Raw genomic sequence first — 16,784 nt, 5'->3', positions numbered from 1 at the left:
GTATTGGCCAGAAATAGTCTCCGAACAATAATTGATTGTCATGGGTAGGCTTCAAACATTGTGCCATAGTCGCTTTCAGAAGATATTAATTGGTATTGTCCCCATAGTCTTGGGGACAATGGCACCGCGGGCAAAGGCTCAAGTAGTCTCAGCTCAAGACTCAGTACAAACTCAAGTCGTTCAGCAGGATAATCAGTTTGTTATTTTAGGCGGAACTACGGCGGACGATGGTAGCCTGTTGTTCCATAGTTTTGAGCAATTTGACTTAGGCCGTAATCAGATCGCTGAATTTCAGATAGCACCGAATATTGAGACTGTTTTTAGTCGGATTACAAATGGTGTGCCATCCCGCATCGATGGGATGATTGACCTTGGTAGCAGCCTCGCTAATCTATATTTGATGAATCCGGCAGGAGTATTATTTGGTGCCGATGCTGCCTTTAATCTGGCAGGTGATTTTACTGCTGTAACAGCTGAACGACTGGCCTTCGAACAGGGAGACTTTGGCTTAATTGGCTCTCCAAGAGATGTGCAGGGGAACATTCTACAGCTATATTTTAATTCTGATACTCCTGGTACGATTGTTAACCTGGGAGACCTCAGGGTAGGTTCTAATCGTTCTTTATCGCTGATTGGCCATAGTGTTGTTAATCAGGGCACACTGAGCGGCGGAACCATTGATATTGTGGCTGTGGGCTCCCATCAAGAGGTCACTCTAGCTAATGGATTGCAGTTTACTCCTGCGGCCTCTGCACAAATATTACCGCCATGGCTCTCAGCAACGGGTGCTGAGCATGCTAGTGAGATCGAGATACAGCCAGATGGTTCCCTAAGGTTAACAGGATCATACCTATCAGAAATTCCTGCCGGTACCGCCTTGATTGGTGGTGAGTTAATCACAACGGGTAGCCCTGACCGTATCCGGATTTTGGGCGATTATATCGCCACCGTAGGAGCTAGATTGGCAACGGCTGGTGGTGGCCAAATTTTAATTGGGTGTGATAGTCAGGGTGAGGGGACTCTACCGACTACTCGATCAATATTTATTGATGCTGCTTCCACGTTGACAGCAGATGGCGAGCTAGGTGGACAAATCGTCATTGGAGCAGATGGGTTAACCCAATTTATGGGAGCTATTAGTGCTCAGGGGGATGTGGCTGGCGGTACCGTGGAAATATCCGGTCAGGGGCAGCTTGATTTTAGTGGGTTGGTGGATTTGCGATCGCGCGGTACGCCAGGCACACTGCTCTTAGACTCCGAAGATATTAACATTAGAGCCGGTAGCGACCCAGGTAATATTGGCACCAATGGTGACCAGGGACTGTATGAAGATACCCTAGAATCCTCCATTTTGGGGGATATTAATGTGGTGTTGCAAGCAGACAACAGCATCACGATCGCTCCCCTCAGTGATGGTGAACTGACTTTTGCCCCCGGCACTGGCCGTATTAACCTTTTAGCTGATGCCGATGGTGATGGACAGGGGAGAGTTGCCATAGCCCCTAACAATCGCTTAAGTGCTCCAGGTCGCGATATTTTTGTAACAGCAGCTGAGATTTCAGTAGGCGATTTCAATACAAGTAATTTCTCATCAATTGACAATGCTGAGCATGGTGGCCATATTTGTCTGATAGCCACCCACGGCAATATTGTTGGTGGCGAGCTGATGAGTATGGCTCGCGGTACCCTAAATAATAGGGGCAACGGAGGCGATATTACTTTGTCTGCAGCCGAGGCAATTACTGTTGACAATATCATGACTGTAGCCAGTGCCTTAAGCAACAGTGGTAATGCTGGTGAGATTACCTTGACCACACAGACAGGCCCTATCTCTACAGGTCGTCTTAATGCCAGTACCGCTGGTAATAACAATATTGGTGCTGGTGGCAATATCACCCTTGGGGCTGTTGACAATATTAGTACGGGTGATATCACCACTTCAGCAAACGCAACGACTAATAACTCAGGTCAGGGAGGCAATATTTTGCTGACTAGCCAGATGGCGAATATTTCAACCGCTTCTCTGGCTGCCGATACTGTTGCGAATAGCAGTAATACCGGCAACAGCGGGTCAATTGTTCTAGAAGCATCCGCAGGCGCTATTAATAGTCAACAAATTACCGCAACAGCTGTTAGCCCTGATGCAGCAGCGACTCAGGGAGGCGATATACAGATTAATGCTGATGGTGCGATTGTGATTGATTTTATCAATGCTATGGGGCAAGGCCAGGGGGGTGACATTGATGTGGCTACGCAACAATCATTTCGTGCCACCGATGCCATTGCCAATCTAGGGGCAAGCCTATTAACAACGGGGGATGGAACAATTGACATCACCTATAACAGTGATCCAAAAATTGCTTTCACCCTGGGAGATAGTGAGACTAACGGAACAGTTGGAAGTATTACGACTGGAATAGATACCTTGACGGCTCCACAAACGGTGGCCCAGGCTGTTCAGTTAGAGAGTATTGAACTCAATAATTTGTTTGAATCTCTTTCAGGGCCATCCATGGGTTTTGGACCTGCAGCGCCTGTTGCTCAAACAAATCCTACAGCAACTGAACCCCAGATATCCCCAATTTTAGAGAGTTTAGACAGTTTAGAGCTGTTGAATCTTGAGACGTTGAATCTATTCAACAACGCTCAACGTGAAATCACCGACAATACTCATAACCATCAGGAGAGGACGATTAGTAACAGTGAGTTAATTTGGGCTCAAATAGAAATGGCGTTTTCTCATGAGTTTGCTAAAGCGCTCAATTTACCCATGCCGGCATTGCCCTCGTTGCCATCGACCCAGCAGACATTGAGACAAGTCAACGAAGCCCAAAATATTGGGCCCGCTTTACTGTATGTGCGGCTAAAGGACACCCACATAGAATTAGTGTTGATCAAAGGTGATGGCGCGCCGGTGTATCGGCCGGTTGCGGCTACCGCCGCAGAAGTGCAAGCCGTAGTAGCGACTTTTCATCAAACAATTACCAATCCAATGTTGCGGCCTGCTCAATATTTGCCAGCTGCACAACAGCTGTATGACTGGCTAATTCGTCCAATGTTAGATGATTTGGAAACAGCTAATATCGACCATATTGGCTTTGTTTTGGATTCAGGATTACGGTCATTACCAATGGCTGCACTGCATGACGGGCAACGTTTTTTAGTCGAGAACTACAGTCTTGGTGTATTGCCTAGTGCTGGATTAACGTCCTTAGAGCCATCATTAAAGCTGCTCTCCGACCAATCTGAGCAGCAGGCCACCCTAGCGATGGGTGTCGCTAATTTTGGTAATCAGGCTGATTTGGCAGCGGTGCCCTTTGAGCTAGAGCTGGCTAGTCAACGTCAACATGATGAACGCTATTTAGATCATGATGCTACCCTGACCGCTTTGCGACAGCGTTTAGAACGAGGACACTTTACCAATGTTCATTTAGCAACCCATGCTGTGTTTCAACCTGGCAGTTTAGAAAACTCCTATGTGCAACTTTGGGATCAAACGATCAGCCTGGAACAGCTCCAACAATTCCCTCTTGATCGGGTTGACTTTTTGATTTTGAGTGCCTGTGCCACGGCACTGGGTGACCCGACTGCTGAATTTGGATTTGCGGGCTTGGCGGTCAATGTTGGGGTACAAACCGCTTTGGCTAGCCTCTGGTCCATCAGTGATGAGGGCACCCTGGGGTTGATGTCGGAATTTTATCGTGCTCTTGAGCAACCTGGAACCCGTAGTGCGGCGCTGCGCCAGGCCCAATTAGCCATGATTCAAGGCCACGTTGGGATTGCAGATGGCACGGTATACGGTGCTGGGGCTCGCACAGTTGGACACTTACCAGAACTCAGTACTAGTGGTCATTGGGATTTTAGTCATCCGGCCTATTGGTCGGGTTTTGTGATGATCGGGAATCCTTGGTAGTGAAATCCTTTGACTGATAGGCTTTTGCTACCATCAAAAAGCCGAATAACTAAATATCATGACAAGATAGATTATCTTGAATTAAGATTAAATGATTATTCTTGCCCCGACAACCACTCCATCACCACCTCCCGCACCAGTTCACCCCGCGTTAGCCCTCGTTCCTGCGCGATCGCAATGAACTGCTCCATTTGTTCGGTCGGGAGCCGCAGACTGGTAACCCGAGGATCAAGCTTCGTTTCTCCTTTGGCGGCAAACATACCACCAACCCCCTGAGGTCGTTCCAGCCATGGGCGGGATTTTTTGGTTTGGCCTTGATCTTGCTGTTCCATGCTTGCCTCAAAAAGAACCCCCAGCATTTAGCCAGGGGTAGTGCGCTGGTCCATGATAGCTCTGCTACCTAGCGGGGCAGGGACTGGAAGCGCAGGGACCATCTAACGCCTGTCCGCTTCTGCAGGGCGCGACCCAGTCGGTAGGCCCGTGCGGGATGGTCAGCAGACTTAACCGCCTTAATACGACCACCAAAGCGACGACCGTCGCTTGAGACAAACTCGACTGTAGACGTCAACTTTTTCATTTTATTTTCCTCCAGCAATAATAAAACTCAGCTCCTCAGGCCCACTCCAGCAGAATGAACGCCTGCTCAATGCGCGCTTCTCCAACGAGCTCCTCAAATATTTGTAGATATCGCTCGTCATCTATCCATTGGCGGAACTGGTCCGCCGACCAGGTGCAGGCTCCAAGGTAAAAGCCAAATAGCGCCATCACCTCGGACTCGGTGAAGATCTCACGCTCGTGATTCCACTCAATTGCACGATTGAGCAGTTCGCGCTGCTCCTTGGAAATAGAAATGGTGGCATCCATTACGCAACCCCCTCGACAACATCTAGCTGGCGCTCGGTGAGCTTCTTGCAGCTCTCGCGAACACCAAGGACAAACTCAACAACCTCAGCGAGTAGCACCCATTCAGATTCGGCCATGTAGTTGTAGGTGCCATCAGCGGCCACCCCGTCGATCTCCTGGCTGCAAAGGGCAACTGCTTCATTAGCTTCTTTCGCTTCCTTCCGGAGAGCAGCCAACGACCAATCAGACACGTACTCAATCGTGGTATCCAACTGCTGTTGGTATTGCGCCAACCGCTGTAACTGGGTGGTGGTGATTCGCTGCTTGGCCATCGCTCTCTCCTCTCGCTCGGAACATCCTTTTTATAGCCCAAGTTCTTGGGTGAGCTGCACCCTTTATATACAGAGAGATTGAGAGTTTTTGACAACAAAAATCGCCTAACTTGACGATTGGCCAGATTTATGCATATGCCGTAATAACGGATTTTGTCTATCAGAATTGCTTATTGCACACCCAAGAACTTGGGTTTTACCAACAGTTTCGCTTATATATCGGGTGTGGTTTGTGGCTGCACCTTCCACCTGGTAGTCGCTTCGGCGATTTACTCGTTTTTCTGTGAATCTTGTATAAAGTTGGCGGCTGACTTCATCGAAGCTTTACAGAAGTGCCGCCAACTACAGACAAAATAGGGGTTGACAGTACGTTTTTACTTGCCTGTGTCCGTGAAATTGTACATCTGGGTGTAGTGCGGGCGTACTGTGGTGAATAAATTCGTGAATCCGTACGTTTGGGGTTACTAATCCCCTTTCATACTCACCCCAAGCACCCCGCCAACGCCGCCGACAATTAACAAAGACCATTCAAGAACTCCTCTCAGGGTTTCCTGGTCTACGTTGAGGGCCAGTACACCGATCGCGCACACAATTAGCCCCAGGGTTGCGATCGCTATCTTCACCCGTAAGTTGCGTCGGCGTTGGGCGGTAAGTTCATCCTGCTGTTGTTTGTTCAGCTGTCGCTCTTGCTCAAGAGTGGTACTGAGCTGAAGTAGCAGATCACTTTGCTGGTTGATCTTGCCGCTCAACTCCTCTCGCTCATCGGTAAATGTTGCCTGCATGTGGGCCATGTTCCGCCCCAGCCGCTCTAACTGCTGGCGGTTGTGCTCGGCTTGCTCCTGGAATACTCGTTTTTCCATCAGCACCGCTTCGTACTGCTGCAGGGTGGGCGGGTCTCTGTCAGTATCGTCGCCGGGTTCTGGCTCGGTGGGCCATTCTAAAATGCATCGATATTTGAGCCCTGCGAGTTTTGGAAAAATCTCAATTTGGCCAGGGCCAGGGCGCAGTTGTATGGGGAGATCGGCTGGCTGTTGTCGCCCCCCAACCCAGATGCCCTGCTGTGATGGAATCCAATGGCCACTCTCTTGATGCCCATCTTGAATGTAGTAGTCCCATTTGCCAGGGGCATTCTCTCGCGGCAGGGCGAAGAGGGTGCAGTGCTGCTTGCTGATCCAGCTATAGGCATCAGTACCCAACCCAATTTGGAGGTGATTGCTGCCAAGGCTAGACCGTCCGATGGTTAGGGCGTCTTCTCGTATCCTCGATAGCGGGATTTGGTGTTGGCGTTTTGTTGTGATTTCCGTGATTAACAGATAATCAAACGGCTTGGGCATCTTCAGGAACTCAATACCACCCATAGTTTATCCTTAAAGAAAGGTTCCTGAACCCGCCAAATGGCCAGTACTACAGACAGATCACCGCTACCCATGCCCAATCCAAAGCTGGCTTTTTACCGGCGTGTGATGAGCGATGTGAACACCCGCTTCCTCCGGTTTAAGCAAGATGTTTTGAGAACTTTAAAGCCCTGGATAGAAAAGGAGATCGATCAGGCCACAGCCCCGCTAAACGACCAGATAGAGCAGCTAGCCTCAGAAGTCCGTACTCTCACCGCCGATAATAAGCTGCTGCACCAGAAGCTTTTGCAGTTTGAGGGGGATAGTGAAGCAGCGATCTCGCTCTGCAAACAGCAGCTAGAGAAAATTGATCTGCTAGTGGCTTTTGTCTCTGGGGAGAAGGGCAAACTTGAGAAGCAGTTCTTCAAGGAAGGGCGCAATATCCGGGAGACATGGCGATTACTGCAACTGCTGGAGGAGTTAAATCCCCACGATAGAAAAATCAGCCTGAAAGATGGCGAGGACATCACGGATCTAGTCGGTTCGTCGGGGTTCGGGGAGTTGTTGCGGAAGGAGTTGCGGGGTTAAATCGCTGGCGGAGAGTTCTTGTAGGGGTGATCGTTTGGCAGTTTTCCCGATATCCCATAAGGACCCCACAGTTTTGTCTAGCTCATCATGAATTGATGGATGGTTCAGGTAAATTGAGATTGATTAAATTACTATTCTCATTTAGTGTCTCAAGGGCATTTTTTAACTCAGTCATCCCTGTTATGACCGCCTGCACCTCAGGCTCTTGGTCAAGCCCTTCCAGTTCAGTCTCAGTTAGCGATGGCATTAGTCCCTGAAACTGGACTAATGCCTTAACAATATTGGGATAGACACCTTTCTCAAAAGTCCCACGCACAGCCCGAAGTTCATCTATAAACTGACCTTGTTGTTCTAGCTGAGAAATTGCTGATTCATTCATGATAAAAATTAGCTCACAATGGTATCGTCTGAGAAATAACGCCAATCTGATCCGTCGTAGTACACTGGCCTATTCGGCCTGCTTCCATCGCTGACAAAGGCGAATCCCCCTCCAGTAGTTAAAGATGGCAATGACGCAATAGACATAGGTGAAGTTCTTGCCAGCCCTTGTCTTAACTCGGCATAAAGTGATTCATCTGCATTGGAAACTCGAAGACCTGCAGAGAAGACTTTTTGCACTCCACTTCTGCGAGATAAAATCCCTCTCGTTGGTTCGGTCTCGTTTGATCTCGAAGCAAACCATTGAATCTTAACCATCTCTGCGGCAAGACCGCTCTGGGCTTCGATTGTGAAGCGAATCCGTCCCACAAAGGTATGCTGAGTCACCTGAACAACGGTAGCTCTGTAAGACTCTAAACTGGTCAGTGAGGCGATCGTCAGCCACTCAGGAGTTGTATTGTGATTTCGCTCAATTTCAACGGTCATCGACTGTGGAACCGATGTGTGATAAGGGGTGATGACGATCTGCCCATTGGCAAATGTGAACCCTTGTGATCCTGCGTCGGCATTTCTGAAGTCAATCTCAATCACCGCAGTAGTATTGGCCGCGACGATGGTTCTAGATTCATTGGAACTGTCCCAAAGATTGTCTAGGTCGGTGACACTGCCGGTGACGTTAATTGAGTAGCGCATATTTGCGCCCAGGAGTCGATCGATAATTGGCTGATACCCAACAAAGCCACCCTCAAAATGAGCACCCGCCAGATAGGCGTCTTGAACCTGACGATAGTTGAAATCGATCGTGTTTTTTGTCGTGTCCAGGGTCAGTAGCGAAGCGGTTCCGGATGCGTTTTGGAACCTAATGGACTCGGAACTGTCGGCATCCGGCCTGACGCGACCGTCAGTTAGCTTCAGTATTTGTGTGATTGTTGCGCTGTTAACAGTGAATTCCGCCCAGAGGCTAGTGCTATCGCCATTCGTCACTTGGATTCCGCCGTCCGTGGACGCGCCAATACCCCTTATTTGACCCAACCTATTCCCGCCACCCTGAAGCACAAGAAAGGGATTTGCAGACCTGTTCAGGTAAATACCTCCAAGGGCAAAGGAAGATCCTGACGGACTACCAATCAATAGGTAGTTAGCGGCGGCCTCTGTGAACCTCCCTGCTGCAGCTGTTACTCCCCCGATCGCGTCAGGTGAGGCGAGATAAGTGGCAAGATCCAGCGCATCTCTCATCTCTGCTTGATTAGCCGAGCTCAGGAGGGTTAAGACTGCTGCGGAGGTGATCGTGTTTGCCATGGCTAGCTCCCTGGTTTGAGATATACACTTTGCCCATCCGGCTTAAGGTAGACTCCGATACCGTCCGGCTTGAGATAGAGTTGCCCGTTCAGTCCTTCAATCCCCAAACTCGTTAGGTTCTGGAGTAACCTAGCTTCCTGTATTTGTGCCAATGTGTTTCCACTCCCGCCGTTCCAGAGCAAGATCCGCTCAGCTGGCGTAAGCATACGATTCCACAGCACCAACTGGTCAACATGAATATTGGAGTTACTTACTGTTGCAGTGCCCCCATTGGATCGAGCCCCCACCATAAACGGCGTATCATTGCCACCCTGGTTTGCCCCCTGGTATAAAACTTGGGCTGTAGTCTCAACGATGTTGTAGGCTCCCCCATTCACCGCGATTCCAGCCGTACCGTTGTCAAAGAAGCCGTCTAAGAATATCCAGGTCTCTTGGTTCAGCAGAAACAGTGAGTCATTTGTGCTTGCTACGTTGTTTTCGTTAAACAACCCATCCTCAGAGACGATCAGAGTTGCATTAGACCCCGCGCCTGAGTTTTGTTTGAGTAATCCCCAGGCGCGGTTATTGTTTCCACTGAAATCGTAAATCCCGAAAAGAGCCCCAAACTCGTTGTCGAAGGCTTTCACCCAACACGAAAAGCTAAATACATTCCCAGGGAACTCCAATGCACCCAGCAGTCCGCTCGTTTTTGGCAGGTAGAGAGCCTTGTCAGGAGTGAATTGCCCTACACTCCCGTCGCCCAAGATTGAATCGGTTTTCCGGTTTGGATTGTTTATCCTTTGGAGGCTTATGTTTGGAGAAACCTCAGAATCCTTGTCCTGGTCGGCAGCCTCCGTAAATTCCCACCAGGCGACAAGCCCCTGCTGAATGGTGGCGTACGGGTTGGGGCCGCTTGAGAGTGTCAGCGGTAGGAAGCCGAGGGCGAGGTGGAGTCCGGTGGCGAGGCTGGTGGGCATCAGATAATCTCCAGCTCAAAAACAGCATCGCCGGTGGGTGCGGTTCCTAGTGTGGGCCGCCATTCAAGGCCATCTATTTGATTGGCCAAAGGAGCTAATGCATCTGCTGTGTAAGACCCGAGACCATCAACGGTGATAGACCAGCCTGTTCCGTCTGCCAGCTTGACTGAGTAAACAGCACTGGGATTTTCTGGCCTACGAACAGATAGAGTTAATGTGGTTGAGGGAGTGTTGGGTGGAGTAAGTAGCCTGGCAAAGCGGGTGAGTGTGGATGGCTTGTCGATTGTTGCCCATTCGCCATCGGTTTGTCCGTCTGGTACTGTGAGTTTGACGATTCTCGTGGTCATTGTTAATTACCCCGCCAATATCCCGCTTCGTGGTTTGTACTTTTGAAATGGTCTAAAGAGTGTTTCAGGCGTTCGACCGGCTCCAGACATTCCACTACCCCCACTGCCACTACCGGAAGCCCACTTTTGTCGAAATTGATTTTTGATATCTAGCTCTATAACCCCACTCTTAAAATGGTCTGAGGCTTGATAGGCGATAATTTGGCCGGTAGCGGCTTTAAGTGCGTTGATTTCAGGAGTATCTTGGGTGAAATCAAGACCCGCTGTATAAGTAGCCCTTAGGTCTGTCGCGCTAATGAGGTTAAACCCGAAACTGACACTCGAATTTAAGGTGTTCAGAGAAATCAACCCAGTGGCATCTAAAACATAATCTCCGGCTTGAAGCGTAAGCCAATCGGTCACGACTGATTGACGGTCTAGCCGATCTCTTTCATTGCCTTGCCTGACTTCAATAACAGGAGCGGGCGTATCCGCAATTGGGTGATAACTCAGCTGAGTTGTTTTTGAGCGAACGGTTAACTGTAGTATTTCAATTCGCTGAGTTTGTTCAATAGAAAATCCTAACCAAGCCTCAATGGCTGTTTGAGCAACGAGGATATCAATACTGGTTGCCCCAGTCACTTCAGGGGCATAAGTCTCTAATTCTTCGACGGTCAGGAGTGCCATGGGTTAGGAATTATCTTCCCATACAGATCAGTGCGAGCTTTGCGCCAAGGGGTAATTTCAGGGGGCGGTTGAGTAGGCGTCTGGTTAGGTTCCGTATTTTTGCTGTCCGGCACTGTTTGATCGGAAGCTTCGGGTTTAGTAGTGTCTTTGCTATCCGTTGCCTGATCAGGCGCTTCAGATTGAGTGTCTTGACTATCTGTTGCTTGACCATTGGTTGCTTGATCAGGGGCTTCAGGTTCAGCATCCACCGCACTTTTTTCAGCGTCTACAATCAAGTTGATCGCGGCTTCCCACCCATCATCAGGTTTGGTAATACCCAAGCCTTCAGCAATTGTTCTGATAGGGGCCCAATTACTCCCATCTCCTTCATCGTAAATAGCTTGTAGCTCGGCTCTACGAGCATCTGCATCAAACGCCATTAGTCGCTTAGATAGTACTTAAGAAAGATATTTATCTTGCCTGCAGTCAAAGCAGCGGTGGCCACGGTGACCGTTAGGGTTCGATTCGCTGTTGTTTTAACCGCGTTGGCCGCTGCATTATCGGGGATGGTATCTAATTGACCCGTGACCGACGCAATTGCAGTTGCCGCTAGTAAATCAGCCGCCCCTTCAAGTTTCAGGGCAACCGTTGCCGCGCCTCCTGAGGTTGGATCCGTGACGACATCGATCAAGCCGTCATACACAACCGCATTGGCTGGTAAATCAAGGTCAAGTGGGATATCACCCACCGCGCCCCCATGAACAGCAAACTCATAGGTAGCTTTGACCTCTCCACCAAGTTGGGGAGTAAACAGGGAGGGGGTAGGAAGCATGGGTTAACCGATAGTGCGAACGTCTAAAACACGAAGCTGTTGAGGAACCGCAGATTGATCGTTATAGCCAGTTGGATCCACATCCATCGCCACAAAGCCTTCTTCAGAACGCCAGATATAACGACCCACACGCTGGAAGTCATCATTTGTGTCACGTCGGATTTCCATCTCAGTGCCAATGCCCCGACCAATGGTATTCGCCCCAAACGCGTAGTTGGTTCGAGTCGTGGCAGCACCGGCCGCAACCGTTTCAGTCTGTACCCCTTCACCCGAAGCTCCAGCCGTCCCGACTGCGCCAGAAGCATAGGCGTTGGTTTCCCAAATATGGAAGTTGCCGTACTTGCCTTGATACGCAGCTGCCAGATCTGTGGGCCCCACATCTAGACCCGTGCTGAGCGATAAATTATTGGCTAGCTCTTCCAAGGCGGCCATTGAGGGGGCCTGCCAAATGCCATCCGCAACAAGTTCATTTCGGAAGGTGGCACAGGCGCTCGAAACCAACACAATCCCATAACAGCCATTCTGGTAGGTGGGAATCTGCAGATTACGCATATAGGCGTAGAGGTTGTTGAGATACTGCAGAGTAACACTACCATCGGCATTACTTGCTGTCGTAGATACCTGATCTCCATCGTTGTACACGACGCGACTAGTGGGAGCCCATAATGAGCGGACCTTCATGTCTTCCCAGCGATAGTAGTCTTCACCGAGGTTGGTGTCTAACGCTCTCATGAGGTCAATCATGGAATAGCTATCGACAAAGGTCGGGATGGCAATCGGCGGAAACTGAGAGTTTTTACCCAGGCCCCATTCTTCGATAGTGGCACTGACCGTACCCGATTGCATCCGCTGATTCGTCGAATCAATTTGGGTATAAGCACCACTGCCAGACAATAAGCGATCATCGGGAACATTCGGCCCCGTTTGATAGGCTACCCGTGGAATCTTGATCGTCTCGCCAAATCCACGCTGGAAATTGATTCGGGTATTGGCGAAATTGCGAAAGATGTATTGAGGACGATTGTTAGACCGCATCATAGCGGCTAACGTGGCCAGGAAGCCGCCATCAATATCGGGACCGGTGGTCGCAGCGTTTTGATCCACTAGATGCGTCGCGCTGCCTCTGAGCATGCCCTGAGCTTTGGCATACGTTTCGATATCCGTTAGAAACTGTCGCCACATCTTGGGCTCAAGCCGGGCTTGACGAATGTAGGCGTTGAGCTCTCGGTTGTCACGGGTAAATGTGATGGCTCCTTTCGCAGTGTATTTCTGGGCGAGCGGGGCTCGCTCAATAATCTGTCGCACCTCCGCAAACATACCTTTAGGCGTACGGTTTGCACTAATCAAAGTGTTGACATTAGGGGCACCCACCGCGCTGCCACTGTTAGCCTCTTGTTCAGTGACACCATGTTGATTCCCAGACAATTTAAGCAATCCTTCCAAGCGTCCTGTGCGTTGTTCGGCCTCTTGTTTCTCTGATTGAACCGTTTCGAGTTCTTGTTGGTGCTGAGTTTTGAGCTCTGAGATCGCCCCCTCGGCTTCAGTCTGCTGTTCTTCTAACTGAGTTTTGAGTTCTGAGATCGCTCCCTCGGCTTCAGTCTGTTGTTTTTCTAGCTGAGTTTCTAGCTCAGTCACTCGGGCATCAGAAGCGTCTTTGTCTTTAGACAGCTGGTCAACTTTTGCATTCAGTTGAGCGATCGCAACGAGAACCGGATCATCAGTCACAGTCTCTTCTTCTGACGTTTGACTGCTATTAGCAGTTTTGGGATCTAGCGCGTGTACTTCAGCCTTAAACCCTTTAGGCTTAGGTTTCATTTGCTTTTTGAGATGATCGGCTTCAGAAACGGCAGCCGACTCCTCTTTAACAATAACTTTGGTGTTTTTTACCATTTCCCAGGGCAGGTATTTTGGGTCTACCTTATCCTTAGAAAATGGCTATGATTGGCTTGACGTCCTAAAAATGGTCACAACGTCCACTATTGGAGCATGAACCCACGAGAACAACGACGACTGATTGGCAGGAATTTAAAGTTAAGACGCCTAGATCTTGGCTTTACTAAAAAAGCGGTTGCCGATGCGGCGGGCGTTAACATAAAAACAGTCACTCGGATTGAAAATGGGCAGAGCAGCTTGCCATTGGAGTGTGCACCGAGTGTTGTTAAATTTTTAGACCTGGGTGAAGATATACAGGTCTTATTGTCTCCCCTTCCTAGGCCATGGGGCAAAGGTGTTTTGAACCAGGACTAAACAACCTAAGCACCCCTTGGAATACTAGCCGCTGGTAAATTACCCATCAGAACAAGGCTTAGCTCGACACTACTGATAACACCGGTTTTGATGGCATAGGGTGCGACTTTGTCCTCGTCTTCCACGTCATACCACCAGGCATAGAATGGGTGGTAATGCCCTTCAGCACATCGATAGCGTGATTGTGAGCCAAACTTAGTCCCATCTAATGGGCAAAGGCTAGTCCCGTCGGTAATACAAGTGGTTGACGCATTGTTAACCCGACCCATATCAATACTGTCTAGGATTGGGTGATCTGCAGCGATCGCCGCGTAACAAACCATCTGGATAAAGCCTTCAGCCTGAACTACGGCTGTATTGTTGGCTAGTTCTCCAGCCGCTTCCAAAATATCCACAGGAGCCGCATTCGATTCAATTAACTGAACGTCATAAATAAACCCCACCGTGTTCTTTACCGTGTACATAGGGTGGTCTACAGCAAACGGTAAACCAGGGTATGTCTCAGCCATCTTGATCAGCGCGTCTTTGTTCCAACGCCCATTGGACCAATTGACTAGATTGTTACTGGCAATAATAGGCACTGATACGATCTCATCCGCTGTGTAAGGCTCTCGACCAAGTGGTCGATTCTGATTGATTAGCTCCAATTGTTCAGAGGTAGGTGGGCCCATAGGTGCGATCGCTTCCGAAAAGACGCGCCCCAATGTTGTGGCCAAATGTTCCATATCAAGTGAGGGGTAAGGTTACTGGCAATGGTAGCTTATTTGTTCCGGTTCTTAGCGACAAACATGAGCCTTATTAAATTGCTATATCTTCCTGCGATCGCACTGAGTCCATCTTAGACACTCGTCTTCTCAAACTCCGACAACTCCGTAACTCATGGGATGGGGCATAGATATTGCAGCCCAGACTCACAACCTTAGAGCGGCCCGTACTACGGATAACCTTGAGCACACGAGTATGACCTACAGCATTCTCCTGAACTAAGAAGCCACAATTAGACTCTCTGAGCAAGAACAACAGCTCTGGATCATCCAGCTCTGTAGCCACTCGTCTTTTTTGGATGGGCTCAATCGTTCGTTCAAGTCTCCAGCGATTACTGAGTCGTCTCTTAATCGTTGACTGACTCCAGTCTGTTGCTTTGGCTAATCCTGCAATCGAACAACCAGGTATCTGAAATCCATTTGAAACCACAACCGAGCTCTTTTCCCCTGGCAATTTGTCAGAGGTCGCCATCTCCCACGGTTTCAAAACTAATTTCTTGGCGTGTCCTTTCTTCGCTTTCTTGGCTGCCCAGTACGCTTGCTTTTGCCTATATTGAGCCTCTAATGCTGTACAGAGTGCTTTGGCTTCACTACGGCCTAGATGATGCAGTTCAACATCCGCGATCGCGCCAAGGCTATCTACTCCTAAGGCATTTTTCACAGCGCCAATACCAGACAGGTATAGGGTTAATTCTCCTGAGTGCGATCGCGCTGACCGAAACCAACCTGTTGCCAACCCACGATTTATCCATCGTTGGATCGTCCGCACAGAAACACCTATCAGATCGGCTATGGCAGTCACATCAAAACACACCCAACCGCTACCCTGGGTATCCAGAGAGCGGAGGACATGCCAGAGGCGAGCATGCTCATGGCCCGAGTCTAATAGGCGAGTATAAATCCGTATGGTGGTTGGCAGTTGCAAAGACATAGCACAACAGGCCGGTCCCCCAAAGAGAACCGGCATTCCTCGTATTGATGGGCTATGCCTTGATGAACTTGGGTATTAGTGCCTTGAGCTGTCGGCGCATCTTGATAATCAGATGATCCTCAGCCCCAGATACCGCACACGCTTCCCAGTTAAGTTCTGACACTTCCAGGCAGAAGAGAGTAAAGCGTACTAGTGCCCATAGTACAGAGAGGAAAATCAGGCGGAGTAGGGTTTTAATTACGTGTGTCATCGTTGTTCTGACTCTCCTCTAACAACTTCTCCGCAACCGTCCGTGCCACATTGATCGAGTCAAGGATCGGCCCCTGCGTTTGATACTCCACCCGATCTTGGTCATAGTGAATAAGGAGCCCCTGGTACATCGCATCCAATACAGCGGTTAGTCCATACCCATGGATCAGAGCCATGAGAAAAGACTGTAGTTGATCGTCGCTATGGGTGGAGCTGATAGGGATAATGATTTGATTCTTCATGGTGTCCTCCCTACGCTCTTAAGCCAAACTTCGGGTTCAGGCACTTGCTCCAATAAGCAGGCATAGCCAGAGGCAACCCATCTGCGTACCAGATAATGCACGGTGTCTCACGGGTCTTGTCTGCGTTTATTTCAGCTTGCAGTGCCTTGAAGCTATCGACATGGATATGCAGGATGCCGTCATGGATAAAGGTGAATTTCATCGCTCAAGCCTCCACCAATGCTTTAACGACACCGCTGAGCATGTCCTCTGCGTCGGTCTGCACCATGGCCGAACCTTCATCCAGGTAATACAGTGCTCGGCTGTCGGGCTTAGCGAATTGGGTCAGTTGCCAAGCGAGCCATGCACAGGCCCAAGCGATCAGTAATGCAAATGTTCTCATCGTTCAAAATTCCGTAGGGTTGATAGAGCCGCTGTGTAGAGGTAGCGGCCACAAGGCAATCGTTAGAAAGGCATCGGCTCAAACTCATCGTCTGGTTCAGCCATGGCCCAATCAACGATGTGCCAGCCCGGTAGGTTGTCGGATACCCAATCTTCAATCCGGGGCTTGGCTGGGGATGCTAGGCGTTGGAGTTCTAAAGTCAGGTCCAACGTCATCCACTCGGGCAGTGTTGGACTGGACTGATACGTGGCTAGCTTCTGGAGCGTGATGAAGTACTGATCGGCCACCACATCCAGCGCATCGTCTGCAATGGCATGGAAGGGTTGGGCGGTGTCGATATCGCAATGCGGGGCCGATGGGGCGGTGATTACGGTATGAAACGGGGCGACAAATACTAGGTCGCGGGTTAGAGTTTTCATTAGTTCAAGTTGCTAGAGATTTGGACTAGCGGGGCGATTGCCAAACTTTGGTCGGGGAGGCAATCGCCTTTGCTTATGTCTAA

General features: G+C 49.6%; 23 protein-coding genes. 3 read left to right on the top strand and 20 right to left on the bottom strand.

Going from position 1 to position 16,784, the window contains the following annotated elements; all coding sequences use genetic code 11:
* Window positions 1–118 precede the first annotated feature (118 nt).
* A complete protein-coding gene (locus N836_RS40265; protein WP_023070151.1) occupies window positions 119–3,913 on the top strand; it encodes a CHAT domain-containing protein in 3,795 nt (1,264 codons plus the stop codon).
* Between the two features lie 95 nt (window positions 3,914–4,008).
* Here the strand turns inward: N836_RS40265 and N836_RS40260 are convergent, their stop codons facing one another.
* The 5 genes from N836_RS40260 to N836_RS40245 all read right to left on the bottom strand — a co-directional run bounded on the left by N836_RS40260 (window position 4,009) and on the right by N836_RS40245 (window position 6,446).
* Window positions 4,009–4,245: a CopG family transcriptional regulator gene (locus N836_RS40260; RefSeq protein ID WP_161634910.1), complete on the bottom strand. Its 237-nt coding sequence runs from the start codon at window positions 4,243–4,245 to the stop codon at window positions 4,009–4,011.
* Between the two features lie 68 nt (window positions 4,246–4,313).
* Entirely contained in the window at window positions 4,314–4,490 is a 177-nt protein-coding gene (locus N836_RS76240; protein WP_023070149.1) for a hypothetical protein, read from the bottom strand.
* 35 nt (window positions 4,491–4,525) lie between these two features.
* Window positions 4,526–4,777 carry a hypothetical protein gene (locus N836_RS40255; RefSeq protein ID WP_023070148.1) on the bottom strand — a complete coding sequence of 84 codons (252 nt, stop codon included), beginning with the start codon at window positions 4,775–4,777 and terminating at the stop codon, window positions 4,526–4,528.
* Window positions 4,777–5,088, bottom strand: coding sequence for a hypothetical protein (locus N836_RS40250; RefSeq protein WP_023070147.1), 312 nt, complete (start codon window positions 5,086–5,088; stop codon window positions 4,777–4,779). Before N836_RS40250 ends, N836_RS40255 begins: the two co-directional genes overlap by 1 nt.
* Before the next feature lie 464 nt (window positions 5,089–5,552).
* The gene (locus N836_RS40245; RefSeq protein WP_023070146.1) at window positions 5,553–6,446 is read right to left on the bottom strand and encodes an FHA domain-containing protein; all 894 of its coding nucleotides are present in this window, start codon (window positions 6,444–6,446) and stop codon (window positions 5,553–5,555) included.
* Window positions 6,447–6,482: 36 nt separating this feature from the next.
* Between N836_RS40245 and N836_RS40240 the strand changes: the two genes are divergently transcribed.
* Window positions 6,483–7,010: a hypothetical protein gene (locus tag N836_RS40240; protein WP_161634909.1), complete on the top strand. Its 528-nt coding sequence runs from the start codon at window positions 6,483–6,485 to the stop codon at window positions 7,008–7,010.
* 85 nt (window positions 7,011–7,095) lie between these two features.
* Here N836_RS40240 and N836_RS40235 read toward each other — a convergent pair whose 3' ends face one another.
* The 8 genes from N836_RS40235 to N836_RS40200 are packed head-to-tail and all read right to left on the bottom strand — an operon-like array spanning window position 7,096 to window position 13,357.
* Window positions 7,096–7,389 carry a hypothetical protein gene (locus N836_RS40235; RefSeq protein WP_023070144.1) on the bottom strand — a complete coding sequence of 98 codons (294 nt, stop codon included), beginning with the start codon at window positions 7,387–7,389 and terminating at the stop codon, window positions 7,096–7,098.
* 8 nt (window positions 7,390–7,397) lie between these two features.
* Window positions 7,398–8,687 (bottom strand): hypothetical protein, encoded by a 1,290-nt coding sequence (locus tag N836_RS40230; protein ID WP_023070143.1) that lies wholly within the window; start codon window positions 8,685–8,687, stop codon window positions 7,398–7,400.
* A gap of 2 nt (window positions 8,688–8,689) precedes the next feature.
* Entirely contained in the window at window positions 8,690–9,643 is a 954-nt protein-coding gene (locus N836_RS40225) for a LamG-like jellyroll fold domain-containing protein (RefSeq protein WP_023070142.1), read from the bottom strand.
* Entirely contained in the window at window positions 9,643–9,990 is a 348-nt protein-coding gene (locus N836_RS40220) for a hypothetical protein (RefSeq protein ID WP_023070141.1), read from the bottom strand. The genes N836_RS40225 and N836_RS40220 overlap by 1 nt, the downstream gene beginning before the upstream one ends.
* A gap of 6 nt (window positions 9,991–9,996) precedes the next feature.
* Window positions 9,997–10,656, bottom strand: a complete 660-nt coding sequence (locus N836_RS40215) for a hypothetical protein (RefSeq protein ID WP_023070140.1) — start codon at window positions 10,654–10,656, stop codon at window positions 9,997–9,999.
* A complete protein-coding gene (locus N836_RS40210) occupies window positions 10,644–11,075 on the bottom strand; it encodes a hypothetical protein (RefSeq protein ID WP_023070139.1) in 432 nt (143 codons plus the stop codon). Before N836_RS40210 ends, N836_RS40215 begins: the two co-directional genes overlap by 13 nt.
* A complete protein-coding gene (locus N836_RS40205) occupies window positions 11,075–11,467 on the bottom strand; it encodes a hypothetical protein (RefSeq protein ID WP_023070138.1) in 393 nt (130 codons plus the stop codon). The genes N836_RS40210 and N836_RS40205 overlap by 1 nt, the downstream gene beginning before the upstream one ends.
* Before the next feature lie 3 nt (window positions 11,468–11,470).
* Complete coding sequence (locus N836_RS40200) at window positions 11,471–13,357, bottom strand: hypothetical protein (RefSeq protein ID WP_023070137.1); 1,887 nt, start codon at window positions 13,355–13,357, stop codon at window positions 11,471–11,473.
* A gap of 96 nt (window positions 13,358–13,453) precedes the next feature.
* Between N836_RS40200 and N836_RS40195 the strand changes: the two genes are divergently transcribed.
* Entirely contained in the window at window positions 13,454–13,714 is a 261-nt protein-coding gene (locus tag N836_RS40195) for a helix-turn-helix domain-containing protein (RefSeq protein ID WP_023070135.1), read from the top strand.
* A 5-nt stretch (window positions 13,715–13,719) separates the two neighbouring features.
* On the opposite strand, the gene N836_RS40190 is transcribed toward N836_RS40195, so the two are convergent.
* From N836_RS40190 to N836_RS40165, 7 genes are all read right to left on the bottom strand, one after another.
* Window positions 13,720–14,439, bottom strand: a complete 720-nt coding sequence (locus N836_RS40190; RefSeq protein WP_023070134.1) for a hypothetical protein — start codon at window positions 14,437–14,439, stop codon at window positions 13,720–13,722.
* A gap of 73 nt (window positions 14,440–14,512) precedes the next feature.
* On the bottom strand, window positions 14,513–15,409 hold the full coding sequence (locus N836_RS40185) for a helix-turn-helix domain-containing protein (protein WP_023070133.1): 897 nt from the start codon (window positions 15,407–15,409) through the stop codon (window positions 14,513–14,515).
* A gap of 52 nt (window positions 15,410–15,461) precedes the next feature.
* The gene (locus tag N836_RS40180) at window positions 15,462–15,659 is read right to left on the bottom strand and encodes a hypothetical protein (protein WP_023070132.1); all 198 of its coding nucleotides are present in this window, start codon (window positions 15,657–15,659) and stop codon (window positions 15,462–15,464) included.
* Window positions 15,643–15,900 (bottom strand): hypothetical protein, encoded by a 258-nt coding sequence (locus N836_RS40175; protein ID WP_023070131.1) that lies wholly within the window; start codon window positions 15,898–15,900, stop codon window positions 15,643–15,645. Before N836_RS40175 ends, N836_RS40180 begins: the two co-directional genes overlap by 17 nt.
* 10 nt (window positions 15,901–15,910) lie before the next feature.
* A complete protein-coding gene (locus tag N836_RS40170; RefSeq protein WP_023070130.1) occupies window positions 15,911–16,102 on the bottom strand; it encodes a hypothetical protein in 192 nt (63 codons plus the stop codon).
* Window positions 16,103–16,105: 3 nt separating this feature from the next.
* Window positions 16,106–16,282, bottom strand: a complete 177-nt coding sequence (locus tag N836_RS76235) for a hypothetical protein (protein ID WP_023070129.1) — start codon at window positions 16,280–16,282, stop codon at window positions 16,106–16,108.
* A gap of 62 nt (window positions 16,283–16,344) precedes the next feature.
* Window positions 16,345–16,701 carry a hypothetical protein gene (locus N836_RS40165; protein ID WP_023070128.1) on the bottom strand — a complete coding sequence of 119 codons (357 nt, stop codon included), beginning with the start codon at window positions 16,699–16,701 and terminating at the stop codon, window positions 16,345–16,347.
* Window positions 16,702–16,784 lie beyond the last annotated feature (83 nt).

The sequence above is a fragment of the Leptolyngbya sp. Heron Island J genome, from assembly GCF_000482245.1.
GTDB lineage: Bacteria > Cyanobacteriota > Cyanobacteriia > Phormidesmidales > Phormidesmidaceae > Leptothoe.
This window is presented reverse-complemented; position numbering and strand designations above follow the sequence as displayed.